Genomic DNA, 25,740 nt, shown 5'->3' with positions numbered 1-25,740 from the left:
GCAGTCTAAGGAGCGTGGCAGGGTTGGGTCATGACCGTGACTCGCGATGACATCCAGCTCGCCGCCCAGCGCATCACCGGCCGCGTACGCCGTACTCCGGTGCTCCGGGTGTCGCCGACGCTGACGCTGAAGCTGGAACTCCTGCAGCACGTCGGGTCGTTCAAGCCGCGCGGCGCGTTCAACCGCCTGCTCAGCGCCAAGGAACAGGGCACGCTCACCGGGCAGGGAGTCGTCACGGCCTCGGGCGGTAACGCCGGACTGGCGGTCGCCTACGCGGCGCGGGAGCTCGGCGTACCGGCCCGGATCTTCGTGCCGGTGAATGCTCCTGCCACCAAGGTGGCGCGGCTGCGGACTCTCGAGGCGGACGTGGTCCAGGTCGGGAACGAGTACGCCGAGGCCTATGAGGCGGCGCTCGTCGCGAGTGAGGAGTCCGGGGCGCTGATCGTGCACGCCTTCGACCAGCCGGAGGTCGTCGCCGGGCAGGGCACGCTCGGTCTGGAGTTGCTGGCGGAGCTGGACGGGTTCGACACGGTCCTGGTCGCTGTCGGTGGTGGCGGGCTGATCGCCGGGATTGCGACCGCGATCGGGGACCGGGCTCGCGTGCTGGGCGTCGAGCCTGAGCTCGCGCCCACTCTTCACGCGGCGCTCGAGGCCGACCGGCCGGTCGACGTCCAGGTCGGTGGCGTGGCGGCGGACTCGCTCGGTGCGCGCCGGCTCGGCGCGCTGGCCTTCGAGGCGGTCAAGGCCAACGACGTCCGGTCGCTGCTGGTCGGTGAGGACGCCATCGTTGCTGCCCGCACCGAGCTGTGGCGCGACTACCAACTCGCGGTCGAGCACGGCGCCGCGGTGACGTACGCGGCGCTGCGGAGCGGTGTCTACCAGCCCGCAGCCGACGAGCGTGTCGTCGTGGTGGTGTGCGGTGCGAACACCGACCTGTCAACGATCGGCTAGCCGCAGGGTGAGGTAGGCGATGGTGGCCCCCGGCAGGACGTAGCGCTCGAACTCGACGAACCCGTGCTTCTCGGCGAACCGCAGGCCGTCCTGGTTGGACTCCAGAATGATCGTCTCGATCGTCGCCGCCAGGTCGCGTGCCTCGGCCAGTTCGCTCTCGTACATGGCGGTGCCGAAGCCGCGCCGGCGGTGCTCCGGCAGGACGCGGACGATCACGGTGGCCGCCGTTGTCTCGTCCGAGGGCGGCCGGACGGTCGAGCAGCCGACCAGCAGTTCGCCCGAGTACGCGACGGTCAGGCGGTTGCGCCGGGCGCGCTCGCGGATGTCGTCGAGGGACAGCGGATCCGTCGGGATGATCTCGTTGTGGACGTGCTGCCAGTCGCGCAGGGTTGCGTCGTCGCTGACCGGCTCGATGCGGAGGCTCACCACCGCATCCAATCAGATGACGGGTTTGCTCTTCGGCCGTTCGTCGGTCAGCACCCAGGCGGCGAGGACGCCGGCGATGCCGCCGAACAGGTGGCCCTGCCAGGAGATCCCGTCCTGTGGGAGCAGGCCGCCGAGCAGTGCGCTGCCCCAGACCAGCACCACGATCACGCCGATCAGGACCTGGCCGATCCGGCGGTTGAAGGCGCCGCGGGCGATCAGGTAGGCGGCGTAGCCGAAGACCAGGCCGCTGGCACCGATGGTGATGGTGTTCGGCGGTGAGATCAGCCAGGTGCCGAGCCCGCCGATCGTGGTCACGATCGCGGTCACCGAGAACAGCCGCATCGCGCCGCTGACCGCGATCAGCGCGCCCAGCGTGACGAGCGGCAGCGTGTTCGAGATCAGGTGGCTGAAGCCCAGGTGCAGGAACGGCGCGGTCAGGATGCCGAACAGGCCTTCGGGATCGCGGGAGATGATCCCGTACTGGTCGAGCTCCCCGTTCAGCGCGGTGTCGACCAACTCGCTGATCCACATCAACCCGACGAGCAGCACCAGCAGCTTGATGCCGCTGCTGATCTTGGCGCCGTCGACGACGGTGCCGCGCCGCCGGGCCGGAGTCGAGAAACTCATGCACCAACAATGCCCGATCGGGCCAAACCCGGCCCGCCGACCGCGTTTCGCGAAAATTGCAGCTTTTGTCACCGTCGGTAGCCGGTTGCGGCAGTGCGCCGTCGCGGCGGCTCCGCCAAACTGGGACGATGCCGCTCGCCGTGTACATCCTGGGCCTCGCCATCTTCGCCCAGGGCACGTCCGAGTTGATGCTGGCCGGGCTGCTGCCCGAACTGGCGACCGATCTCGAGGTCTCGATCCCGGCCGCGGGCCTGCTGATCTCCGCGTTCGCCGTCGGCATGCTGCTGGGCGCCCCGATCCTGGCGGTCGCCACCCTGCGCCTCCCCCGCCGTACTGCGTTACTGGTGTTCCTCGCCATCTTCGCGCTGACCCACGTCGCGGGTGCTCTCACCCCGAACTACGCCGTACTGCTGGCAACCCGCGTGGTCGGCGCTTTCGTCTACGCCGGGTTCTGGGCGGTGGCGGCGGTCACCGCGGTCGGGCTGGTCCCGGTGAACGCCAGGGCCAGAGCGATGAGCGTGGTCGCGAGCGGGCTCACCATCGCCACCATCATCGGTCTGCCGGCCGGCACGGTGATCGGTCAGCACCTCGGCTGGCGGGCCGCCTTCTGGGCGGTCGCGATCCTGTCGACCTGCGCGATGGCCGGCGTGCTCGCCACCATCCCGCCGGGGCGGCCGGACCCAGCGGTCACTCCGCACCTGCGGACCGAGCTTCGCGCGATGGTGAATCCGCGCCTGTGGCTGTCCTACAGCACGACCGCTCTGGTCACCGCCGCGATCCTGGTCATCTTCAGCTACCTCGCTCCCCTGCTCACCGAGGCCACCGGTCTCGAGCCGGGAGCCGTTCCCGCCGTCCTCGCCCTGTACGGCGTGGGCTCGCTGATCGGGATCACCATCGGCGGCCGTACTGCCGACGCCACCCCGTTCCAGACCTTGTCGATCGGCATCCTCGGGCTGACGGTGCTCTCGGTCGTGGTGGCGCTGTGGGCGTCGATCCCGGTGGTCGCGCTCGGCGCGATCTTCCTGCTCGGCGGCTTCGGGTTCGCCGTCAACCCGGCGCTCAACGCCCGCGTCTTCAGCCTGGCCGGGGAGGCACCGACGCTGGCGACGGCGATCAACTTCTCCTCGTTCAACGTCGGGATCACCATCGGCCCGTGGCTCGGCGGGCTGGCGATCACCGCCGGTACCGGCTATCCGGCGCTCGGCTGGATCGCCGCAGCTCTCGGATTGGTTGCCTTGGGCACCGTCGTACTCGCCGCGCTGCTGCCGGTCCGCCCCGACATGGGTCCGGTGGGCACCGACGCGGTGCCCACCGGACGCAGTACTGAGGTCTAGAAGGACCGAGAGCTAGTTGACCGGGCCCCTCGGATCCAGGTGGGTCGGGTCGAAGTCGGACTTGCGGTTGAACACGTACTTGTTCAGCACCCAGGTGAGCGCCCACAGCCCGATGCCGATCAGCATCAGGTAGCCGGCGATCTTGTAGTCGTCCTTGGCGCGGCCGGACAGCGGGCTGGCCAGGTACACGCAGAGGATGAGCCCCAGCACCGGCAGCGCGGTCGGCGCGTGGAAGTGCTTGTGCTCCACCCGGTCGCGCCGCAGTACCAGGACGGCGACGTTGACGACGGCGAACACGCACAGCAGCAGGAAGGCCGTCGTCCCGCCGAGCGCGGCGAGGTCGGCGTACCCGATCAGCAGGAAGGCCAGCAGGGTGGTGAAGATGATCGCCACCCAGGGGGTCCGGCGGCGCTGCAGCACCCGGCCGAGCGGGCCCGGCAGCACCTTCTCGTGGGACATGCCGTAGAGCAGCCGGCTGGCCATCAGCATGTTGATCAGCGCGGAGTTGGCGACGGCGAACATCGTGATCCAGGCGAAGACCTGCAGCGGGAAGTCCGGTGCGCCGGCCTGGATCACCTTCAGCAGTGGCGTGGCACCCTTGTTCAGTTCCTCCGGCGAGACCAGCGCGACCGCCGAGATCGCGACCAGCACGTAGATGACGCCGGTGATGCTCAGGCCGATCAGCATGATCTTAGGGAAGATCCTGACCGGGTCCTTGGTCTCCTCGGCCATGTTCACCGAGTCCTCGAAGCCGACCATCGCGAAGAACGCCAGCGCGGTCGCCGCCGTCACCGCGCCGAAGGCCGTGTCGCCCTCGGGTGTGTTGAATTCGACCAGCCGGCCGGTGTCGCCGTTGCCGTTGGCCAGCGCCCAGGCGCCGACGGCGATCACGATCAGCAGACCGGTCAGCTCGATGCAGGTCAGTACGACGTTCGCCTTCACGCTCTCGCCGACGCCGCGAAGGTTGACCAGGGCAATCAACGCCATGAACGACAGGGCGGTGATCATCAGCACCGAGCCGCGGTCGGGGTTGATCTTCAGTGCGGAGAAGAAGTTCGCCGCGAACGCCTTGGAGGCACTGGAGGCCGACGTCAGACCCGAGCACATCACCGCGAAGGTGAGCAGGAAGGTGAGGAAGTGGATGCCGAACGCCTTGTGCGTGTAGACCGCGGCGCCGCCGGCCTTCGGGTACTTGGTGACCAGTTCCAGGTAACTCGTCGCCGTCAGCAACGCGACGATGAACGCGCACAGGAACGGCAGCCAGACCGCGCCGCCGACCTCACCGGCCACCTTGCCGGTCAGCGCGTAGACGCCGGTGCCGAGGATGTCTCCGATCACGAACAGCAACAGCAGCCCGGGACCCATCACCCGCTTCAGTTCGGGGCGGTCCCCGGTCGCGGTGGGTGCACTCGCGCTAGCGCTCTCGCTCATCCTGCCTCCCAGGCTCTCGACTGCCAGCAGTCGACCACAGTCCGGGGCCACTCGCCTACTCTTCGGCGTGAGCTTCGGCGTGGCTCGAACCTTGTTCTTCATCGTCGCACCGGATCTGGGCGCGCACATCCGGGACACGCGACGAGAAAGGCCGGGTGCGCGCGTTTGAGGCTTGACCGGGCGTCCCCAGTCCGGTCCGCGCGCACCCGGCCGGCTTTGGTCACTTCACCGGAATCGCTCCGACCACGGTCTGCTCGATGGTCCCGCCGGCCGCGTCTGTCGCGGATGCGCGAAGCGAGAGGCTCTTTCCCGGCAAGAGCGCCCAGGGCGGAACGATGGCTCGGTAGCTGCCGCCGATCGGCAGTACCTGCGCTGGTGTCCAGTGCTTGCCGCCGTCGTTCGAATAGGACAGCCGTGTGTCGGTGACTCGACTAGGGGCGGAGCCGCCCAGGTGGTCGACGTACAGGTTGAGTGGGAGTGGTCGCCACGCCGCTGCGCGTCCGTTGCCGTCGACGTCGGCGTCGTAGTCGATGCGCAAGAGCGGTGGCGTGGTCGCGTTGGCCTTGGTGGGATCCGGCGGCGGCGCCGAGGCGAAGGTCCAGACGGTCGAGGCCTCGGTCGAGACCGGGTAGTTCGCCGCGTCCAGGCTCCAGGTGTGTTCCAGCCGGAAGTTGCCGCTCCCGTTGGGAATCTGGAAGTAGGTGGAGCCGTTGCCGGTCTCCCCCACGAGTGCGCCGTCGCGGAACAGCTTGAGTTTCCTGCTCTTGTACGCCGCCGCCGGCAACTTGCCGTGGTGGTACGCGTCGGCGATTCCGACGTCCGCGAACAAGTACGTCGGGGTGTGCGAAGCGGCGTAGGCGTCCGGGTGGATCGCAGTACCGAAGCTGCGGCTGATTTTGGCGCCGGTGGGCAACGCCAGGTTCTCGCGGCCACACAGCCGCGTAGTACTGGTTGGAGTGAACGTCAGGCACTGGTTCCACTTGGCCGCGGGATCCGCGGTGAGCAACTCGACCCGCGTGGACGGTACGGCGACCGGGCGGCGGGTGACCCAGCCGATGCTGGTCCCACCCGTCGACCACACTCGCTCGACCGTCTGCGTTCCCGGTCCGGTGAAACTGCCGAAGGTGTTCTCCACTCGGGCCATCCGCGACAGCGCCCGCCGGTCCAGCCGCGGAGTGAGCGGCAGCGAGAACCGGTCCCGGGGATAGAGCAGTTCGTACACCGCCGGATCACCCGCCCGAACAGTGCCGGTCGGTTCGAGCCGCCATCGGGTGGATGCCTCGAAGGACCCGTGCGAGGTGGTCGTGGTCGGCTGCACGAAGACCGTGCCGGCCTCGATCTGCGCCGGGGTGAAGAAGTAGAAGTCGCTCAGCCCACGGGTCGCGCTGTGCCTGGAGATGCTGATCGCGGACTCGATCACCGCGGTCTTCACCTTGTCCACCGCCGGCGGCCGCAGCACCTTCGCCTGCCGGGCATCGACCACGTACGTCGTGTCGCGCAGAACCGGGATCTCCGCGGTCCCGGCGAGGGCGAACGTCTCCGGCTGGTCACCGACGGCAGGAGTGGTCACCGCCGAGAAGATCCCGTAGTGGCCGCGATCCATCCGGATGAACCCAGTGCCGTCGGCATCGAGTCGGAGGGTCGCCGATCCGCCGGTGTCGTAGTTGAAGACAGTCGCCTGGCCACCCGCGTACGGCGTACCGGTGCGGTCCAGGACGCGAACGGTGAGGTCGTAGCGTTCGGGTTCGTCGAAGGTGCCGAAGGCGAGGCGGAGCAGCCGTTGCTGATCGGGTCCGACGAAGTCGACGCCGCCTTGCCAGTTGCCGTCGGGCAGCACCGCGGGGTCGACGGAGACAGTCGTACTGGCGGTTCCGCCCGCGGGGATCGTCAGCGTCGAGGGCGTGGCGACGACCGCGTCGGCCGGTGCCGTGCTGCTCTGCTCGTTCTTCTGCTGGTCCGTGATCGAGACGGTCGCCGGCTCCGAGCCGGAGTTCGTCAACGTCACCACCCGGGTCCGGACCGACTTGTCGGGCCAGCGGAGGTAGGCGAAGTCGAGCGAGGCGACATCGGCCGTCAGGCCCGTGCCGGTCGCCCGCTGCAGGTCGAGCCTGCCGGCGCCGTGGGTCCAGCCGCTGAAGATCGGCGTCGGGTCCGAGGCGTTGGTGAGATGGGCCTTCAGTTGCTGCCAGGTGCGGTCGGGGTTCTGTTGCAGCAGGAGCGCGGCCGCTCCGGCGACGATCGGCGTCGCCTGCGAGGTACCGGACATCGCGACGTAGAGATTGCCGTCACGGGCACCTGCCTTGGCGCCGAGGATGTTGACGCCTGGAGCAACGACATCGGGTTTGAGGCGGTAAGAGCCGAGGGTCGGGCCTTCGCTGGAGAAGCCCGCTTGCCTGTCCGCGGCGTCGACCGCGCCGACGGTCAGGGCCGAGGCGGCGACGCCCGGGCTGCCGATCGTGTACGGGTTCGACCCGAAGCCACCGCGGTTTCCGGCGGCGGCGACGAACAGGGTGCCGGTGTCGGCCGTCAGTTCGTCCAGCGCGACGGCGACGGGATCGTCGCCTCGCGAGGGCGCTGAGCTGAGGCTCAGGTTCACCACGTCCGCGTCCTGGGCGGCGGCCCATTCCATCCCCGCGATGACCCAGGACTCCTGCCCGAAACCGTCGTCGGCCAGGACCTTGCCGGAGATCAACTCGGCGGCCGGGGCGACGCCTTGCCGGGCACCGTCCGAGCCGGCCCCGCTGCCGACGATCAAAGAGGAGACGTGGGTGCCGTGCCCGTTGCCGTCCGCCGGCCCGGCGCCGTCGGTGAAGTTGGCCTGGGTCGACACCTTGCCTGCGAGCGCCGGGTGATCGGCGTCCACACCGGTATCCAGTACTGCAACCTTCACGCCGCGGCCGTCGAGCCCGCGGTCCCAGGCGGCGGAGGCCTTCACCTGGCCGAGGTAGCCGTCCTGGGCGGCCGCTCGCAGCGCGTGTTGTGACGATAAAACGGTCGCGCCGACCGGCCGATCGAGCCAGACTTTGCGGATGGTGGCGCTGGGGGCGGCGAGTCGGGTACCGAATTCCGCTGCCTTCGTCTTGGGAAGGACGCCCGCGACCGCGTCGATGCTGGCCAACTCCCGGTCGCCTCGCAACTGTCCGCGGACCGCGGCCTTCGCCCCGACCGGAGCGCTCAGGTCCTGGCGCACGATGACGGGCAGGTCGGCGCGGTGCGCGTCGTCGTACCCCATCTCCACGAGACCGGTGACGTCGAACAGCGCCGGGTCAAGGACGTCCGGGACCAACTTCGCCACGTCCTGTGGAATCACGGAGACGCGCCCGGCGTCCCGGCGTACGGAGAAACCGCCGGCGCCCGGCGTGCGAGGCTCGACCTGTACTGATGGTTGGCCGTCAGGCCCCGGAGCGCCCAGCGTCACGCGGTCGCCGGTCAGCAGCGTGACCGTGGCACCAGGCGGCGCCGCCCCGATCGACGCTGCGGCGGCAGGGCGAGCAGCGGCGGAAGGACGCGGCGCGGCCTGGCCGGAGACGGGGGCGCTCAGGGGGAGGACCAGCGCACCCGTCAGGAACAGGGACAAAGCCGGGGCGGCGAACTTCATTCCCCTGTGGTATCGAATCCGCGGTGGTCCACGCTACGAGATAGCTTGTCGCATGCCGGACATGTCATGAACTGGTCAGGAGGTCGCATGCTGGAGACGGTCGGGGTGGACGCACCGGACGAGGAGGCCTACCGGACGCTGCTCGCCAATCCTGGCTGCCGCGTCGACGACCTGGCCAAACGGCTCGGCAGGGATCTGGATGACGTCGTCGCCACGGTCGAGCGGCTGGAGGAACTCGGCCTGCTCACCACCGCGGGCGACGACCCGGTGCGACTGCTGCCGACCCGGCCGGATGTCGCCATCGACGCGCTCGTCGCAGTACGCCGGGCAGAGCTCGACCGCGTCCGTGCGGAGGCCCGGGTGATGTTGTCCGAACTGCGGGCGCAGGAGCAGCATCGGCCGGAGAACCTGGTCGAGGTGATCGTCGGACAGGAAGCGATCGCCGCCCGGTTCGCGCAATTGCTGAACGGCACCGAGGAGCAGTTGCTCGTCCTGGACCGGCCGCCGTACGCGTCGGAGATCGAGAAGTCCGATACGAGCGTGCGCGGGTTGCTGCGCGAAGGAGTCAGCGTGCGGGGCATCTACTCGCCTGACTCGCTCGACGTGCCGGGCGGTGTCGACGAGGCCTACAGCGCGGCTGATGCCGGGGAGACCTCCCGGGTCCATCCCCAGGTTCCGATGAAGCTGGCCGTGTTCGATCGCAAGGCCGCGCTGCTGCCGCTGTCGGTGGACCAACTCGTCGACAGCGCGCTGGTGGTCCATCCGTGCGCGCTGCTCGACGCGTTGATCGAGATGTTCAGCCTGCTCTGGGACCAGGCCGTCCCGGTGGTGCCGGCGCGGATGGATCCGCTCGACGCTCGGCTGATGACGTTGCTCGCCGCCGGGTTCAAGGACGACGCGATCGCCCGGCAGTTGGCACTGAGCAGCCGCACTGTCGGACGTCGCGTCGCGGAACTGATGGAGTCGCTGGGCGCCCGCACTCGCTTCCAGGCCGGGATCCACGCCCAGCGCCGGCGCCTCCTCGAAGGCGCGTGATCAGCAGGCGTTGAGCATCTGCTGGAGCGCGGTCTTCTCGGCTGACTGCAGAGACAGGCCGTAGACGTACTTCACCCAGATCCACTCGCGGGCGTAGATGCAGTGGACCGACGTGTTGGTGGGCTTCCAGGACGCGGGATCCCGGTCGCCCTTGGACCGGTTGCTCGAGGCCGAGACCGCGATGAGTTGGGCGATGCTGAGGTCGTTGGCGAACTGTTCGCGCTTGGCGGTGGTCCAGGTGTTCGCGCCGGACTTCCACGACTCGGCCAGCGGCACGATGTGGTCGATGTCGACCGCGGAGTCGTCGGTGACGTAGATGGCGTCGTACACGCTGTACCAGCGGCCGGCGGTCGGCTCGCAGTTGCTGTCGACGGTGACGCCGGTACCGTCGCGCTTGAGCACCTGGTCCCGCGTGTCGCAGGTGCCGGAGACCGTGTGCCAGTGCGGGAACTTGTCCCGGCTGTAGCCGGTGGTGGTTCCTTCGGCCTTCACGGTGAGACTCGCGAGCTGAGAGGCCGCAGTACTGGCTGATGGTGGGGTGGGCGGGTAGGCGAGCGCGGGTGTCGCGCCGACCAGCCAGGCGGTGACGAGGGCAAGTGCGGTGACAGTGCTGATGAGCAGACGACGCATCTCAGGCCTCCGAGGGTTGGGCGGATCCCCCTCACGAAGCCTTCCCCCGCCGGGTGAAAGCTAACTGGGCGAAAGCTAGTCGTGCTCCACAACGGTGAGCGTCCAGCCGGGGCCGGTCCGCTCGAGTTCCGCGTTCCAGCGCTCGGAGATCAGTTTGTGGAGTGCCTTCGGGGTACCCGGGTCCTTGCCGGACTCGAGCAGGTGCCGGGCCACCAGGCCGCGGGTGTGTTTCGCGTTGTGCGACACCACCGAGCGGACCCCGCCGCGCTCGCGGACGACCGATACAGCGACCCACTTCGCGGCCTGGTCACCGATGGGTCGCCACGCGGCGGCGTAGGTCGACGAGCGGCAGTCCACGATTACGGACTTCCCCGCGGCCTCCTCCAGCGACGTCATCAGCGGATCACGCCAGACCGACGCAAGGGGCCCGAGCCCCGGCAACGTCGTACCCATCGACAACCGGTACGGCGGTACGCGGTCGCCCATCCGCAACGCACCCCAGGCCGCCGACACCACCAGCAGCCGGGAATTCGCCCGCCGCTTGGTGCCGGCCGGCAACGTCGAGTACCCGAGCGCGTCGTACAGCACGCCCGAGTACAACTCCGACACCGGAACAGCCGGCTCCGACCGCCACCGCGTGTTCCGCTCGACCTCCGCCTGCAATGACCGCCCAACCCCCAGTACGTCGTACGCGTCGCTGGAGGCGCTCACCTTGTGCAGCGTGTCCAGCACGATCTCCCGGACGTCATTGAGCTCCGGGAACGACAGAGCAGGCAGGTGCACCGCCTTGCCCCGGGTGCGACCGGCCTTGCCCTCGGAGGGCGGCAGCAAGATCAGTGTCATGGGGCCTCCCGGCCTGGACTGAGGAGAGGAGGGAGCGCAGCGACCGGAGCGACGAGGGAAGGCCGGGAGTCAACGCCCCATGACACCCGCGCCGGAGGCGCGGCATTCAACACGGTCACGTCAGCTCGTCCAGTACAGCCAGGTCCTCGACGGTTGGCTCCCACAGGCCGGCCGCGACGTTCTGCTCGATCTGCTCGGGCCGGGTGGCTCCGGCGATCACCGACGCGACCGCGGGCTGCGCGGCCAGTCCACCGATGGCGACATCCAGCAGAGTCAGGTCACGCTCGGCCGCGAACGTGTCCAGCGCCTCGATCTTGTCGAAGTCGGCCCGCGCCAACCGGTCCGGCATCTTGGCCAGCCGGGTGCCCTCGGGCGCGTCCTCGCCCCGCTTGTACTTGCCGGTCAGCAGGCCCGAGGCGAGCGGGAAGAACGGCAGCACGCCGATGCCGAGATGCTCGCAGGCCGGGATCAACTCGTCCTCGGCCTCGCGCTCGAGCAGGTTGTAGCGGTTCTGCGCACTGATGAAGTGCTCCGACCCGGCGGTCCGCGCGGCCCAGTCGGCGTCGACCACCTGCCAGCCCGCGAACTGGGAGCTGCCCAGATAGCGAACCTTGCCCTCGGCAACCAGCTCCGACAGCGCCGCCAGGGTTTCCTCGATCGGTGTGACCAGGTCCGGCACGTGCAGCTGGTAGAGGTCGATCCAGTCCGTGCCGAGCCGGCGGAGGCTCGACTCGACCGCCTTGCGGATGTAGCGCCGGGAGCCGCGGACGCCCCAGTCCGGGCCGTTGTCGCCCTTCATGTCGCCGCCGAACTTGGTCGCGATCACCGCCTCGTCGCGCCGCCCAGCGAGTGCCTTGCCGAGGATCTCCTCGCTCGATCCCTGGTCGCCGCGGTACACGTCGGCGGTGTCGAACAGGGTGATCCCGGCGTCGAGCGCCGCGGTCACCACGGCGCCGGCCTGGTCGGCGTCGATCCGGCCGCCGAAGTTGTTGCAGCCCAGGCCGACCACGCTCACGGTCAGCCCGGAGTCACCCAGCTGCCGGTACTCCATCACTACCGTCATGGGCAAACTGTATCGATGCCTCTGCCGGACGGTGGAACGACCGCATAGAGTGCACCGCATGCCGAGTCTCACCGTCGACGGCGCCCGCACCCGGGCCGCCGCCCTCACCGTCCACTCCTACGCCGTCGACCTCGACCTGACCCGGGGCGATCGGACGTTCGGATCGACCACCAGGATCGTCTTCTCCGCCGCCGCGCAGACCAGCTACCTCGACGTGAAGCCCGACGAGCTGACCTCGGTCACGCTGAACGGGCAGCCCGTCGACGTCGCCGGCCTGACCGACGGCCGGCTCGCCCTGACCGGCCTGGCCGCGGAGAACGAACTGGTCGTGGTGGCCTCGATGCTGTACTCCAACGACGGCGAGGGCCTGCACCGCAGCGTCGACGCGGCCGACGGGCTGACCTACCTGTACGCGATGTCGTTCCTCGACGCCGCGCCGAGGATCTTCGCCTGCTTCGACCAGCCGGACCTGAAGGCCCCGTACAAGCTGAAGGTGACGGCTCCGCCGGAGTGGATCGTGCTCGGCAACGGCGCCGCCACCCAGGTCTCCCCGGGACGGTGGGAGCTGGCCGAGACCCAGCCGCTGTCGACGTACTTCGTGACGTTGGTGGCCGGGCCGTACCACCAGATCAAGGACGAGCACGACGGCATCCCGCTGAGTGTGGTCTCGCGGCAGTCGCTCGCCGAGGCGCTCGACCGCGAGGCCGAGGACATCTTCACGGTGTCCAAGCAGTCCTTCGACGAGTTCCACCGGCTGTTCGGCTACCGCTACCCGTTCGGCGAGTACCACCAGGCCTTCGTGCCCGAGTTCAACGCCGGCGCGATGGAGAACCCGGGCTGCGTGACGTTCCGCGACTCGATGGTGTTCCGCTCCGCGGTGACCGACGGCGAGCGCAGCAACCGGGCCCGGACCGTGGTGCACGAGATGGCGCACCAGTGGTTCGGCGACACGGTGACGATGCGGTGGTGGAACGACCTGTGGCTGAACGAGTCGTTCGCGGAGTACATGGCCCACCGGGTCGCGACCGAGGCGACGCGGTACACCGACAACTGGATCGACTTCGCCTTCATCCGCAAGTGGTGGGGACTGCAGGCCGACCAGCGGTCGTCGACCCACCCGGTCGCCGCCGACGCGGTCAAGGACGCGCTCGCCTCGCTCGACGACTTCGACGGCATCTCGTACGCCAAGGGCGCGGCCGTGCTCAAACAGCTCGCCGCCTACCTGGGTGACGACGTGTTCCTGGCCGGCGTCCGCGCGCACATCAAGTCGAACGAGTTCGGCAACGCCACCTTCGCCGACCTGGTGGCCAAGTGGACCGAGGCCGGCGCGGTCGGCCTGGACGCGTGGGCGCAGAACTGGCTCCGGACTCCCGGCGTCGACACGATCAGCGCCGAGCGGACCGCGACCGGGATCAAGCTCCGCCGCCAGGCACCCGCCGACCACCCGGCGGACCGTCCGCACCAGCTCACGGTCGGTGGGTTCGACGAGTCCGGGACCGCCGTGTCCGTGCCGGTCCTGCTGGACGCCGACGAGGTCGAGGTGGAGCTCGACCCGTCGCTGGCGGTCGTCGTACCGGACGCGTCCGACGACACCTGGGCGAAGATCCGGCTCGACGCCGACAGCCTGGCTCGGTTGACCGCGGTACTGCCGAAGATCGAGGACGGGGTGACCCGGGCGGTCGTCCTCAACAGCCTGCGCGACGCGATCGCCGACACCGAGCTCGACCCGCGGCTCGGCTTCGACGTACTGCTGGCCACGCTGCCGCACGAGACCAGCGACATCGCCGTGTCGACGATGGTCCGCTGGGCGGAGGCCTGGCTGCTCGGGATCTACCTTCCGCTCGAGCCGTACCGGGCGAAGCTGGCCGAAGTACTGACTGAGCGGCTCAGTTCGACTCCTCAGGGCAGCAGCCTGCAGCTCGCCGTGGCTCGCGGAGCCGTCAAGCTGACCGACGACGTGAAGCTGCTCAAGGGGTGGCTCACCGGAGTCGACGTACCGGAAGGTCTGTCGATCGACGCCGACCTGCGCTGGCTGCTCACGCTGCAGTTGGCCGGTCTCGGCGCGATCGGCGACGCGGAGATCGATGCCGAGCTCGCGCGCGACAACTCCTCCGAGGGTGCGGTGCATGCGACCCGATGCCGGGCCGCGCTGCCGACCGAAGAGGCCAAGGAACGCGCCTGGAAGCTGATCATGACCGACGCCGACGCGGCCAACTACGACCTGTACGCCGCCTGCGAGGGCTTCTGGAATCCCGCGCAGCTCGAGCTGACCGCGCCGTACGTGAACCGGTACTTCGAGGAGATCGCGGGCACCGAGAAGCTCCGGTCCGGCTGGGTCGTCGCGCGCAGTGCGAGCCTCGCGTTCCCGTCCTACGCGATCGACGACCGGGTGGTCGGGCTTGCCGCCGCACTGATCGCCGACGAATCGGTCGCGGCCGGGGTCCGGCGGGCCGTCGGGGACGGCCTCGACGACCTCAAGCGCGCCCTCGCCGTCCGGGCCGCGTACCCCGGGAGCTGATCGGTTTGGAGGACCTCGCCGGCATGGTCACTCAAGGTTGTGACTAGTGTGACTGATGTGACGACAAGGACCCTCCTGAGCAGGCAAGATGGGGTTTCGTGACATAACCTCCACAATGACCGGCGGGCACGGCGCGCCGGTCTTGGTCGAGGCGCAGGTATCGGGAGAGACTGTCGAGAACCGCACAGGAGAACAAAGGCAATGCGCGAGGCGAGGCTCGTTGGCCTGAGCCAGGATGGCAAGCAGCTCATCCTGGCGCTGGCAGAGACGGGTGAGGAGTTCGCCATCCCGGTCGACGACCGGTTGCGTGCGGCCCTGCGCGGCGACCGTGCCCGACTCGGCCAGCTGGAGATTCAAATGGAGAGCGCGCTCCGCCCACGAGACATCCAGGCTCGAATTCGAGCCGGTGAAAGTCCCGAGGCGGTCGCAGCCGTCGCGCAGATGCCGATGGAACGCGTGATGGCGTTCGCCGGCCCGGTTCTCGCTGAGCGCGACCACGTCGCCAACCTCGCGCAGCGCGCCTCCGTCCGCCGTCGCGGCGGCGGTGACGCACCGACCCGCAACCTCGGCGCCTGGGTCACCGAGCGCCTCCGGATCCGCCACGTCGACCCCGCCTCGGCCGAGTGGGACGCCTGGCGCCGCGACGACGGCCGCTGGGCCGTGCGCGTCTCCTACTTCGTCGAGGAGAACGACGAGAAGGTCGCGATGTTCGCCTACGACGCCCCGGGCCGGTACGCCGTACCCGACGACGACGAGGCGCGCTGGCTCGTCGGTGAGCAGGCCCAGGTGATCGCGCCCGCGCAGCAGAACGAGCGCCGGCTGACCGCGGTCGCCGACTTCGATCTGAGCCTTGCTCCCGACCACGGCGCGGACAGCTACGAGGCCGGGTTCGAGGACACCATCAGCCTGCCGCGAGGACGCGCCGCCCAGGCCGATCGCGACGCGAACCGGGACACCGGGCGTGGGTTCGGGCGCGACACCCCGGACCTCGGGCGCGAGGGCCTGCCCGGATGGGAGCCGCCGCGGGAGACCGCGCGGGACGCTTCGCGAGACGACCGTGGTCCGCGCCGGGTGCACTCGGTGCCGAGCCCGGACGAAGAGCCGACGCTGATCGACGTACCGATCGAGCAGCCGCCGACGTTGCGGCCCGCGGTACGGGCGGTTGAGCGGCCGGCGCAGTTGCCGCCGGAGGAGCAGGCCGCCGCTCCGGAGAACCGCTTCACCGAACGGCGGATGCCGGCTCCGGAGCGCCAGGCTCCTGCCGAGCTGAGCCCGTTCGAGCAGCGCCAGGCCGAGCAGCGCGAGTGGGAACAGCGCCAGAACGAGGAACGCCAGGCCGAGGAACGCAAGGCAGCGCAGCGCGAGGCTGAGCGGCGGGCATCGGAGCAGCGGGCTTCTGAGCAGAAAGAAGCTGACCGACGGGAAGCCGAGCGGCGGTCTGCTGAGGCAAAGAAGGCTGCGGATCGTCCGCGGCCGGCCGACCCGCGGCAGTTCGCGCCCAAGCCGGCCGATCCCCGTCCGAAGCCGAAGCCTCTCGCCGAGACTGCAGCCGTGGCAGCGCAGGAACCACAGTCCACGGAACAGACCGAGCAGGCGCCGGCTGCCGAGCCCAAGAAGAAGCCCGCCAAGCGCGCTTCCAAGCGCGCCAGCGTCCCGAGCTGGGACGAGATCATGTTCGGCAAGAAAGCCGACTGAACGGCTTCTTGCCGAGCATCCGGAATCATGAACGCTCCCCGTATCGAGCAACCTGCCGATCTTGACGTGGTCCGGACCTCCTACGACCGCGTCGCCGACAACTACGTCGAGCTGAACCTCGGTGACATCACGACGTATCCCTGGTTGCGGACGGCGATCGACGGCTTCGCAGCCGCGGTGCACGGTCTTGGCCCGGTACTGGACGTCGGATGCGGTCCTGGAGCTGTTACCGCCTACTTGGCCGAGCGCGGCCTCGATGTCTCCGGGGTCGACCTCTCGGCCCGGATCATCGACCACGCCCGGCGGTTACACCCCGACCAACGGTTCGCCGTCGCCTCGGCAACCGACCTGAATCTCGCGGACTCGTCGCTCGGAGGGATTCTCGGGTGGTGGTCACTGTTCAACCTGCCCCGGCACATTCTTCCCCCGGTCCTCGAATCCTTCGCCCGAGCCTTGGTTCCAGGCGGGCACCTCATCATCGGAACCCACCTGGGTGACGGCGATATCCAACGAACCGAGGCCTATGGCGCGGTTCCGGTCGCCTGGACCACATACCTGTGGCAGCCCGACGAACTGTGGGCCCTGCTGGCCGCGGCGGGCCTCGATCCGGTGGCCGAACTGCGCCTTCCCCAGAGCGTGGCCGGGGTTCCCTCCTTGGTGCTGGTCGCGCAGCGTCCCTGAGCCCGGTTACGGACAGCTGTCTCAGATCGCGGTCGGTCTTGGCACGGCGCCGTCGCCTCTGCCATCATCATCCTCATGCGAAGCTCGCTGTGTTGTTGCTGTTGTTGTCGCTGACGCGCGCCGTCTGAGGCGCGCGAGGCCCTGCTCTGTTTCCCAGGCCCGCCCGCCGACACCAGCACTCACAGGATTCCGGAATCCCGTCATGAATCTCAGCGCTTTCGCCGATCTCCTCGCGTCCCGTGGACTGCGGCTGCTCCCCGGCTCCCACGCGGTCCCGGTCGAACTGCTCGTGCAGTTGCCGGATGGAACGATCGCCCGGTTCACCGCCCGCGGCACCAGGCTGCGGCTCCGGCACTACTCCCCCGACGCGCTGACGTCACTCACCATCGAGGCCGAGTGCGGCTGCGGCGACCACCACCCGCAGACGGGCCCGAACCGCGTCACCCTGAGCGCCTTCGCCGTCCCTCTGGCCGAGCACACCATCGATGGTGAACTCCTCTTCGGCTGGCAGCACCACGAAGCCGGCGCCCTTCGCCTGGCCGACGCAGCCACGCACTTCTTCACCCTGCTCCCCCTCCTGACCCCGACGCGCACGCTCGTCGGAGTCGCCTAGCTCGCCGCCTCCTTCAGCGGCACGGAGGGAGTCGAGGTCGCCACGTACGCCAACCCGTCGTACTCGCGGCTCAGCAGGGTCGGCGTGAACTGCATCCGGTACGTCCAGCGCTGGACGTAGGCGCCGAAGCTTCGGAACATCTGGGGCTCCTCCAGCCAGCGCTTGACCGCGGCCGGCGCGTCGCCGGTACCGCGTAGGTCCAGCAAGTGGTCGCCCGGCGTACCGGCTGCCAATTGACCCTCGAGGGCGTTGAAGCCGCCGCGGTCGATGCTGTTGACGACGACTGGGCCGTCCAAAGGCCCTGGCCACGGCCCGGGACGCAGACGCCGCGCACGGAAGCCGCCAGAGCCGAACAGCAGCGCCAACGCGTAGTACTCCGCTCCGAACCGTTCCCGCAGATGTTGTCCCATCGGGCGCAAGCCCGGCGTCTGCCGACTGGCCGCGAGGTGGCCGTTGTGGGCCCAGACCGCGATCTTCCGCGCCGGGTCCTCGTCAGCCAGTCGGCCGACCGCCTCGGCCATGAACGCGTCCCGGGCGGCAAACACTGTTTCGGCCGGGTCCTTGTGCTCCTTGGCCCGGCTGACCAGGTCGGCCGCGCGCTGCAGGATCCGCGCATGCCGGACGACCTCCTCGGAAGCACCCTTCGCCTCGAGGAAGGGGATCAACTGCTCCGCCTCGCGGACCACCAACCGCTCGGGGTCCGGCCGCGAGCCCGGCTGCGCGTCCGAGAGAAACCCGAAACCCTCCTCGAACGCGTCCAGCCGATCAGGAACCGCCTCCGCGAGAAACCCCCGCACGGCGGCCACCGACGCCGAGCACCGCTGCGCGTCGATCCCAGCAAAACGAACTTGCTCCGCTGCCGGCCGGCCCTTGTTGTAGGAGCGCATCCACTCGACCAGCGCGACGACTTCCTCGGTCCGCCAGGTCCAGAACCCCAGACCGGCCACCACCGACGCGGCATCTCCGACGCCCTCGCGCACATACGCGTCGACCGCCGGCGCAGCGGATTCACTGGCCTCCATCGCGAGCACCGAATAGCCGAGTTCGGTCACCAGATACTCGAACAACCGGTGCTTGAGCTGGAAGAACTCCCGCGTCCCGTGGGTCGCCTCCCCCAGCCCGATCACCCGTACTCCGTCGAGCGCCTTCCCCAGTGGCCGCAGATCATCGACGGGTGATCCGGCGACCAGGCTCGCCAACGGGTTCGCAGTACCGGACAACCACTGCTGGATCTCGGCCGAGCCCTCGTTCGCCACGGGAAAAGCCTATCCAGCCGGGCCACCAGTGCCGGCCATCACCCGCTCTTGAATAAGTAACACGCATGGTTTAACTTACACGAACACTACCGCTACGTGTGCGGCAGATCACGTCCCGCCGCCCGTCCTAGCGGATCCCTGCTTGCTCCCGGCCCGCCACCCGGAGGTTCCCCGAATGACCAGACGCCTGCTGGCGGGACTACTCCCCGCCCTGCTGCTGACCGGCGTACTCGCCGTGCCCGCGGCCCATGCGGCCACGATGTATCCGAGCGGCGTCGGCGCCGATCTCGGCCCGACACCCACCACGCTCGGCGTGCGGCCCGCCGCCGGAGCCGATCCGGCCGGCCTGCAGACCGGCACCGAGCACGGCCGCACCTACTGGCGGACGAACCAGGCGGCCGGCACCGGCTACTTCAGCTTCGACGTCGACCGCGACTACGTCGAGGAACTGAGCACCGACGACGTCGTCGTCACGGTCACCTACCTCGACAGCGGCACCGGCACGCTCCAACTCCAGTACGACGCCGCCGCCGACCCCGCCGCGGAAGCCGACGACGTCCAACTGAAGAACACCGGGCTCTGGCAGACCGGCACCTTCGCCCTCGCCGACATCGGCTTCACCGACCGTCTCGGCGGCGCGGATCTTCGCCTCCAGGGCAGCGCGGACATCACCGTCGCCGCCCTGCGCATCAGTACTGCGGGCGCGTCGGTCGAACTCGGCGCGTCCCCGCTGCAGAGCGGCATCTCCCCGCGCGCCGGCGACCGCCCGGAGAACCTGGTCACCGGAGTGCAGGACGGACGGCCGTACTGGCAGACCGACCGGACGGCCCCCGCGCCGGGCACGAACTTCCTGTACATGAACGTGTCCGACACCTATCTCTACGACAACCGCAGCCTGGTGCTGATCAGCATCGACTACTTCGACGAGGGCAACGGCCAGTTCGGCCTGCACTACGACTCGCCCGGCGAGACCATCCCGGAGAAGTTCAAGAACTCCGAGGTGATCGGCTACGGCGACACCAAGACCTGGAAGACCCACACCTTCGCGCTCGGCGACGCGGTGATGACGAACCGGTCCAACGGCTCCGACTTCCGCATCCACATCGGCGACGGCGCGGCCGACCTCAAGGTCGCGGCGGTCCGGGTCGCGAAGGTGGCGACCGTGCTCGACGTCACCGAGGGCCTGGTCGATCTGATCGACGAGGCGGCCCGGGTGCAGAAGCGCGCCCGCGAAGGCAGTCGCGACGGTCAGTTCCCGGTCGGCAGCCGCGCGACCTTGCTGCAGGCCATCGAGGACGCTCAAGCGATCGCGGCCACGCCGGGCGTCACCGACGTTCAGGTGAAGGCTGCTCTGACCACCCTGCAGGCCAAGCTCGACGCGTTCACCGCCTCCGTCGTCGACACGAACTTCGCACCCACCGGTACTGCGACCGCCGGCAACGGCACCGGCGCCACCAACGCGAACGACGGCGACCACCAGACCGAGTGGACGAGTGGCGCGGGCGACTCCTGGCTGCAGGTGGATCTCAAGCAGCCGCGCGCCGTGAACGACGTCCGGGTGGAGTGGGCCCAGGCCTACTCCCCCGACTACACCGTGCAGGTCTCGAACGACGGCATCAACTTCACCACGGTCGGCCGCACCGGTTCACCCGGCGCCAACCAGTTCAGCAAGACCCGCTTCGCGACCACCGAGGCCCGCTATGTCCGGGTGACGATGACCGGAGCCGACAGCTTCGTTGTCAAGGAACTCCAGTTGCGCGAATCGCCGGTGGTCACGCCCAAGCCGACGCTGGTCGACACGCGGCATCCGACCGAGGACGCGGTGATCGCCGACTTCGACGCCACGAAGTACGGCGCGGACCGCAGCGGCAAGAAGGACTCGACCAAGGCGATCCAGCAGGCCGTCTACGCGTGCCAGGACGCCGGTGGCGGGACCGTCTGGCTCCCGGCCGGCAAGTACCTGGTCAAGGACACCGTCGAGGTCCACGCGTTCTGCACGCTGCGCGGTGACCGTCGGGATCCGGACGACGCTGACAAGGGCCGAGGCGACTACGGCACCGTGATCGTCGCGGATCTTGCCTCCGGCAACGACGGGCCGAGCCTGTTCCGGATCGGCGGCTCGGCCGGCGTGATCGGCGTGACCACCTACTACCCGCGGCAGAGCGCGGCCCAACCGATCCCGTACAACTACACCTTCGAGGTCCCCGGCGGCGCCTGGATCGGCAACGAGAACTACATGATGGCGACCGTCTCGGACGTCACCATGCTCAACTCGTACCGCGGTATCGGCATCAGCACGTTCGCGAACGACCGGGGCTCGGCGCCGAGCTCCGGCCAGGTGCACGAATCCACCACGATCCGGAACATCCGGGGAACCGCTCTCTTCGAGGGTGCCCGTGCCTACAACGGCGCCGACGTCGGCACCTGGGAAAACGTCACCTTCAGCAACACCTACTGGGCATCCGCCCCGAGCGCCTACAAGCCGCCGGCGCGCGCCACGCTCGACAGCTGGACCCGCGCGAACGGCACGGGCCTGGTGCTCGGCGACCTCGAATGGGACCAGTTCCACCGGATCACGCTCTCCGACTACCAGGTCGGCATCCACGTGGTGGCGGGTCAGCGCGCCCAGTTCACGGGAAGCTTCCTGCAGCCGGACATCCGCCGTACGGACATCGCGGTCAAGGTCGACGTGATGGACGATCGGTGGGGGATGACACTGGCCGGTGGGCGGATCGAGGGCAGCATCCAGGCGATCAAGAACGACTCGCGCGGCTACGTGAAGGTCACCGGCACCTCGGTGACCGGGACTGTCAGCGGGATCGTCCACCGGATGTCCGGCGTTGCTCCCACCTACACGCAGAGAGCGCTTCCTGGTCCGGCTCGCAGAGCTCTGTACGTCGTGAACGTGCCGCACGGCGTCGGGTATCTGCCCGCGGCTGACGCGACAGGCGCAGTACAGAAGATGCTGGACAAGGCCGGCCGCGCGGGCGGCGGCATCGTCTACCTCCCGGCCGGGTGGTACCGGATCAGCAAGCACCTGACCGTTCCGGCGAAGGTCGAGCTGCGCGGCGCGTCCGCAGTACCGAATCGGGATCAGGGCGGGGCCAGCGGCGGGACCGTGCTGCACGCGTTCGAGGGGCGGGCCACCTCGGCGCCGGACACGGCGACCGCATTGGTGACGCTCAACGGGCAGCAGGCCGGCGTCCGTGGCCTGCGGGTGTTCTACCCGGAGAACAACCCCGGCCTCGCCGAAGGAGTCGTCGCCTACCCCTACGCCGTCCGCGGCAAGGGCGCGCAAACCTACGTGATCAACGCAGGCTTCCCGAACGCGTGGAACGGCCTCGACTTCACCACCCACCGCAACGACGGGTTCGTGGTCCGCAAGGTGGCCGGCGCCTTCTTCGACCACGCGATCGCCGTCGGCCGCAGTACCGGCGGGCGGATCGAGGGCGTGCTGTCCAACGGCAACGCGGTCACCAGGATCGGCTACCAGCAGCCGCACTGGATGAACGAGGGCGGCATCTTCGAACTCGTCATCGACAAGTACATGCGCAAGACCGCCAAGATCGTCACCGTCGACGGCGCCACCGGGCTGACGCTGTTCAACGTCTTCGCCTACGGCTTCCACGACGGGCTGGTCGTCAACGACGGGCAGGTGGACGCGTTCAACCTCGGCACCGACAACCTCGGCGAGGGTGGCTTCACCGTGAAGGTGGTCAAGGGCGACGTCGAGGCGACCAACCTGGCCCGCTACAACGGCGCCACCAGCACCGGCCCGGTCACCCTGCACAACGTGATGGTGATCAACGTCGTCCAGCGGGCGGTGTCGGTCGCGGCCGCGGGCAACGGCACCGTGAGCATCGTCGGGAACGAGTCCGAGCCGGGCACGTACGAGGTCGGCGCGCAGGTGACGGTGACGGCGGCGCCCGGATCGGATAGCGTTTTCCAGAACTGGACCGTGGCCGGCGCGGTGGTCTCGACCGACGCGTCGGACTCGTTCCCCGTGGCCACGGACCAGGTGCTGACGGCGAACTTCACCACGAAGTAGGAGTGAAAGGGCGAGATGTCTGACTCGACGAACAACCACCAGGTCGCCATCGTGGGCTGCGGCATCATCGGGCGCACCCACGCGGACACCGTCGCGGCGCGCTCGGACGCGGAAGTGACCGCGCTGGTCGACGGCGACGCCGCCGCCCGGGAAGCGCTGGCCGCCAGGCTGAAGGAAGCCGGGCAGCCCGAGCCGAAGGTGTACGACGACCTGGCCGCGGCTCTGTCGGGATCGGACATCTCGCTCGTCGCGATCTGCACGCCCAGCGGCACGCACGCCGCGCTGGCCGAGCAGGCGCTGAACGAGAAGAAGCACGTCGTCATCGAGAAGCCACTCGACGTCGACCTGATCCGGGCCCGCCGCCTCGGCGCGGCGGCGACCCGGGCGGCCAACCACGGAGTCGTCTCCTCGGTGATCAGCCAGCACCGCTTCGATCCGGGCAGCGCGTCGGTCGCCGAGGCGATCCGGACCGGCCGGTTCGGCCACCTCACCTCGGCCGTCGCCACGGTCGCGTGGTGGCGCAGCGACGAGTACTACGCGTCTGCCGGCTGGCGTGGCACCTGGGCCCAGGACGGCGGCGGTGCACTCATGAACCAGGGTGTCCACACCGTCGATCTGCTGCTGTGGTTCATGGGCCGCCCGGTCAACATCCAGGCCCAGGCGCTCCGCGCGGCGCACCACGAGATCGAGGTCGAGGACACGGTGGTGGCGACCCTGACCTTCGAGAACGGGTCCGTCGCCACCCTGCACGCGACCACCGCCGCCTTCCCCGGCGGCCGCACCCGCGTCTCGGTCCACGGCACGGCCGGGGGCGCCGAACTCGAGGACGACCTGCTCCGCCGCTTCACCGTCGACGGCTCCACGGACGACGTGGCCGTCGAGGCGGAGAAGCCCGGCGGCCACGTGGCGCAGTACGAGGACATCTTCACGGCGATCGACAACAACGAACAGCCCGGCATCACTGTGCACGACGCGATCGAGGCGCTGGCCACGGTCCGCGCCGTCTACATCGCCTCGACGCTGCAGCGTCCGGTCAAGTTCATCGACGTCCTCGAAGGCCGCTACGACGATGTCGACGTCAGCCGCGGCGTCCGGCTGCCGCCGGCCTGATCACTCGCCGGGAGCGCGCGTGTTGAGGATGCGCTGGTAGAGGTGGCTCGTGCTCCAGGCGCCATCGATGTGCAGGTAGTCGGGAGCGGTGCCGATCCGGGTGAAGCCGCACTTGTCCAGGACGCGTTGAGAGGCGACGTTGTGGGTCACGGTGCTGGCTGCGATCCGGTGCAGCCTCAGCTCGGTGTCGGCGATCCCGGCGACGGTCTCGACCGCGGTCGAGGCGAGCCCCCTGCCAAGGGCTTCGGCGTCGACCCAGTAACCGAGGGCGGCGCTGCGGAACGGGCCCGGCACGATGTCGGTCAAGGTGATCGCACCGACGACCCGGTCGCCTTCCACCATCAGCCAGGGCACCACCTGGCCGCGCTGGTAGCGCTCCAACTGACCCTCCAGGCGCTCGGCCTGAGCGGCGGCGGTGAACCACTCCTCGGACCGTCGCGGCTCCCACGGACGCAGATGCTCACGGTTGCGGACTTGCGCGTCGGCGATCGCCTGGGCATCGCCCAGGGTCGCCATCCGCAACTGGATCTCGGGGGTCAGCGAGCGGGCGGCGATCACTTCGGCAGCTTACGAGCCTGACTCGATCCGCTCACCCGGGGGGTGAACGCGTCGTGGAAGATCGTCGACGCGGCCCCGACCGCGGCCGCGTCGGCCTGCAGCATCGACTCCTCCACCGCGACCGTCCGGGTGCCTTTCGCGATCGGGTGCGAATTCACCGCCCGGTCGATTTCGGAAAGAAACACCCCGGCGATTTCCTGGTCGAACGCCGGGCCGCCCAGCACGATCAAATCGATATCCAGCAGATCGACCAGGCCGACGGCACCCTGGGCAATCACCGAGGCCACTTGGGTCACCGCCTTCCGGGCCGCTTCGTCGCCACTCGCGGCGGCTTTGCAGACCGCTTTGTAGCGCTTTGCCTCGTCGGTCGCGTCCGGATCGGTCTCGACATATCCGAAACCTGCCGCGATCACCGGCAGCGACGCGGTCGGATTGCACTCCGCCATCATCCGGGGACCGCCCTTTTCGTCCCACTCCCCCATCTTCAGAGCGCACAACTGGCCGAACTCGCCGGCGTTCGCAGTACCGCCGCGGTAGATCGAGCCGTTCAGGATCAGGCCGCTGCCGACCCCCGTCCCCAGGTACAGGTAGGCGAAGTCGCGGGCCCGGGCCGAGCGGCCGATCCAGCGCTCGCCGATAGCGGCCGCGGTGCCGTCCTTCTCGACCAGGACAGGGTGGTTGAGCTTGCCCTGCAGCAGGTGGCGGATCTCCAGACCTCGCCAGGCCGGCTGCAGCGGCAGGTCGAGCAAGGTGCCGTCGGCGTTGATCGGGCCGGGCACCGCGACGCCCACGCCGAGCATCGATTCGGGGTCCACCTGGCTGATGCTCAAGGCGGCCGACACGGTGGCCGCGGTCAGGTCGACCAGGCGCACGGCGTCCAGGTCGGCGGGCAGGTCGACCGTCTCGCGGCGCACGATCGCGCCGTCCAGGTCGACGACCGCGACCGTCAGCAGTTCGGGGTCGATGTGGATGCCGACCGCGTGTGCCGCGTTCGACCGCAGCCGGACCGGGGTGCGCGGTTTGCCCAGCCGCTCGGCCCGCTCCTGGGCCTCCTCGACCAGCAGGCCCTGCTGCAGCAGGATGCGCAGGATCCGTGACACCGACTGCTGGGTCAGCCCGGTCCGCCGGGAGATCTCCGTCCGGCTGATGATGCCGGCCAGCCGGATCGTCTCGATGATCACGGCCTCGTTGAAGGAGCCCAGGTCGTACTGGTTCGCGCCGGAACGCGTCGGTTCGTCGAGTACCGCCGAGTCACTGTCAGGCGTGACCATCGCCCACCTCCTCATCCATGACTTTCCCCGCTGACAAAAGACCTCGCCCCCG

Annotated in this window: 19 protein-coding genes; 9 read left to right on the top strand and 10 right to left on the bottom strand. The window is 69.3% G+C overall.

What is annotated here, in order from left to right:
* The first annotated feature begins 30 nt into the window (after positions 1-30).
* The gene (locus ABD255_RS12185) at positions 31-951 is read left to right on the top strand and encodes a threonine/serine dehydratase (RefSeq protein WP_344213036.1); all 921 of its coding nucleotides are present in this window, start codon (positions 31-33) and stop codon (positions 949-951) included.
* Here ABD255_RS12185 and ABD255_RS12180 read toward each other — a convergent pair.
* A complete protein-coding gene (locus tag ABD255_RS12180) occupies positions 937-1,377 on the bottom strand; it encodes a GNAT family N-acetyltransferase (protein WP_344213034.1) in 441 nt (146 codons plus the stop codon). The genes ABD255_RS12185 and ABD255_RS12180 overlap by 15 nt on opposite strands.
* Positions 1,378-1,389: 12 nt before the next feature.
* A complete protein-coding gene (locus ABD255_RS12175) occupies positions 1,390-2,004 on the bottom strand; it encodes a rhomboid family intramembrane serine protease (RefSeq protein WP_344213032.1) in 615 nt (204 codons plus the stop codon).
* A 128-nt stretch (positions 2,005-2,132) separates the two neighbouring features.
* On the opposite strand from ABD255_RS12175, the gene ABD255_RS12170 reads away from it, so the two are divergent.
* Entirely contained in the window at positions 2,133-3,338 is a 1,206-nt protein-coding gene (locus ABD255_RS12170; protein WP_344213030.1) for a Cmx/CmrA family chloramphenicol efflux MFS transporter, read from the top strand.
* Between the two features lie 12 nt (positions 3,339-3,350).
* Here ABD255_RS12170 and ABD255_RS12165 read toward each other — a convergent pair whose 3' ends face one another.
* Positions 3,351-4,769 carry an APC family permease gene (locus tag ABD255_RS12165; RefSeq protein ID WP_344213028.1) on the bottom strand — a complete coding sequence of 473 codons (1,419 nt, stop codon included), beginning with the start codon at positions 4,767-4,769 and terminating at the stop codon, positions 3,351-3,353.
* A gap of 220 nt (positions 4,770-4,989) precedes the next feature.
* The gene (locus ABD255_RS12160; protein ID WP_344213027.1) at positions 4,990-8,367 is read right to left on the bottom strand and encodes a S8 family peptidase; all 3,378 of its coding nucleotides are present in this window, start codon (positions 8,365-8,367) and stop codon (positions 4,990-4,992) included.
* A gap of 87 nt (positions 8,368-8,454) precedes the next feature.
* Between ABD255_RS12160 and ABD255_RS12155 the strand changes: the two genes are divergently transcribed.
* Positions 8,455-9,402 carry a LuxR C-terminal-related transcriptional regulator gene (locus ABD255_RS12155; protein WP_344213025.1) on the top strand — a complete coding sequence of 316 codons (948 nt, stop codon included), beginning with the start codon at positions 8,455-8,457 and terminating at the stop codon, positions 9,400-9,402.
* On the opposite strand, the gene ABD255_RS12150 is transcribed toward ABD255_RS12155, so the two are convergent.
* The 3 genes from ABD255_RS12150 to ABD255_RS12140 all read right to left on the bottom strand — a co-directional run bounded on the left by ABD255_RS12150 (position 9,403) and on the right by ABD255_RS12140 (position 11,938).
* Entirely contained in the window at positions 9,403-10,032 is a 630-nt protein-coding gene (locus ABD255_RS12150) for an HNH endonuclease family protein (protein ID WP_344213023.1), read from the bottom strand.
* A 75-nt stretch (positions 10,033-10,107) separates the two neighbouring features.
* Positions 10,108-10,875, bottom strand: coding sequence for a YaaA family protein (locus ABD255_RS12145; protein ID WP_344213022.1), 768 nt, complete (start codon positions 10,873-10,875; stop codon positions 10,108-10,110).
* Between the two features lie 115 nt (positions 10,876-10,990).
* The gene (locus ABD255_RS12140) at positions 10,991-11,938 is read right to left on the bottom strand and encodes an aldo/keto reductase (RefSeq protein ID WP_344213021.1); all 948 of its coding nucleotides are present in this window, start codon (positions 11,936-11,938) and stop codon (positions 10,991-10,993) included.
* Positions 11,939-11,996: 58 nt separating this feature from the next.
* Between ABD255_RS12140 and pepN the strand changes: the two genes are divergently transcribed.
* From pepN to ABD255_RS12120, 4 genes are all read left to right on the top strand, one after another.
* Positions 11,997-14,456 carry an aminopeptidase N gene (gene pepN, locus ABD255_RS12135; RefSeq protein ID WP_344213019.1) on the top strand — a complete coding sequence of 820 codons (2,460 nt, stop codon included), beginning with the start codon at positions 11,997-11,999 and terminating at the stop codon, positions 14,454-14,456.
* Between the two features lie 201 nt (positions 14,457-14,657).
* Positions 14,658-16,151: a septation protein SepH gene (gene sepH / locus ABD255_RS12130; RefSeq protein ID WP_344213017.1), complete on the top strand. Its 1,494-nt coding sequence runs from the start codon at positions 14,658-14,660 to the stop codon at positions 16,149-16,151.
* Positions 16,152-16,178: 27 nt separating this feature from the next.
* Entirely contained in the window at positions 16,179-16,832 is a 654-nt protein-coding gene (locus ABD255_RS12125) for a class I SAM-dependent methyltransferase (protein ID WP_344213015.1), read from the top strand.
* A 202-nt stretch (positions 16,833-17,034) separates the two neighbouring features.
* Positions 17,035-17,445, top strand: coding sequence for a hypothetical protein (locus ABD255_RS12120; RefSeq protein ID WP_344213013.1), 411 nt, complete (start codon positions 17,035-17,037; stop codon positions 17,443-17,445).
* Here ABD255_RS12120 and ABD255_RS12115 read toward each other — a convergent pair.
* The gene (locus ABD255_RS12115; protein ID WP_344213011.1) at positions 17,442-18,701 is read right to left on the bottom strand and encodes an erythromycin esterase family protein; all 1,260 of its coding nucleotides are present in this window, start codon (positions 18,699-18,701) and stop codon (positions 17,442-17,444) included. The genes ABD255_RS12120 and ABD255_RS12115 overlap by 4 nt on opposite strands.
* Before the next feature lie 175 nt (positions 18,702-18,876).
* Between ABD255_RS12115 and ABD255_RS12110 the strand changes: the two genes are divergently transcribed.
* Positions 18,877-22,749 (top strand): discoidin domain-containing protein, encoded by a 3,873-nt coding sequence (locus ABD255_RS12110; RefSeq protein ID WP_344213009.1) that lies wholly within the window; start codon positions 18,877-18,879, stop codon positions 22,747-22,749.
* A 15-nt stretch (positions 22,750-22,764) separates the two neighbouring features.
* Positions 22,765-23,859 (top strand): Gfo/Idh/MocA family protein, encoded by a 1,095-nt coding sequence (locus ABD255_RS12105; RefSeq protein ID WP_344213007.1) that lies wholly within the window; start codon positions 22,765-22,767, stop codon positions 23,857-23,859.
* Here the strand turns inward: ABD255_RS12105 and ABD255_RS12100 are convergent, their stop codons facing one another.
* Complete coding sequence (locus tag ABD255_RS12100) at positions 23,860-24,417, bottom strand: GNAT family N-acetyltransferase (protein WP_344213005.1); 558 nt, start codon at positions 24,415-24,417, stop codon at positions 23,860-23,862.
* A complete protein-coding gene (locus tag ABD255_RS12095) occupies positions 24,414-25,688 on the bottom strand; it encodes an ROK family transcriptional regulator (RefSeq protein ID WP_344213003.1) in 1,275 nt (424 codons plus the stop codon). The genes ABD255_RS12100 and ABD255_RS12095 overlap by 4 nt, the downstream gene beginning before the upstream one ends.
* Positions 25,689-25,740: the final 52 nt, after the last annotated feature.

Source organism: Kribbella sancticallisti (genome assembly GCF_039530625.1).
In the GTDB taxonomy this organism is placed as follows: Bacteria; Actinomycetota; Actinomycetes; order Propionibacteriales; family Kribbellaceae; genus Kribbella; species Kribbella sancticallisti.
Note: the sequence above shows the minus strand (reverse complement) of the source record. Positions and strands in the feature narration are given on the sequence as shown.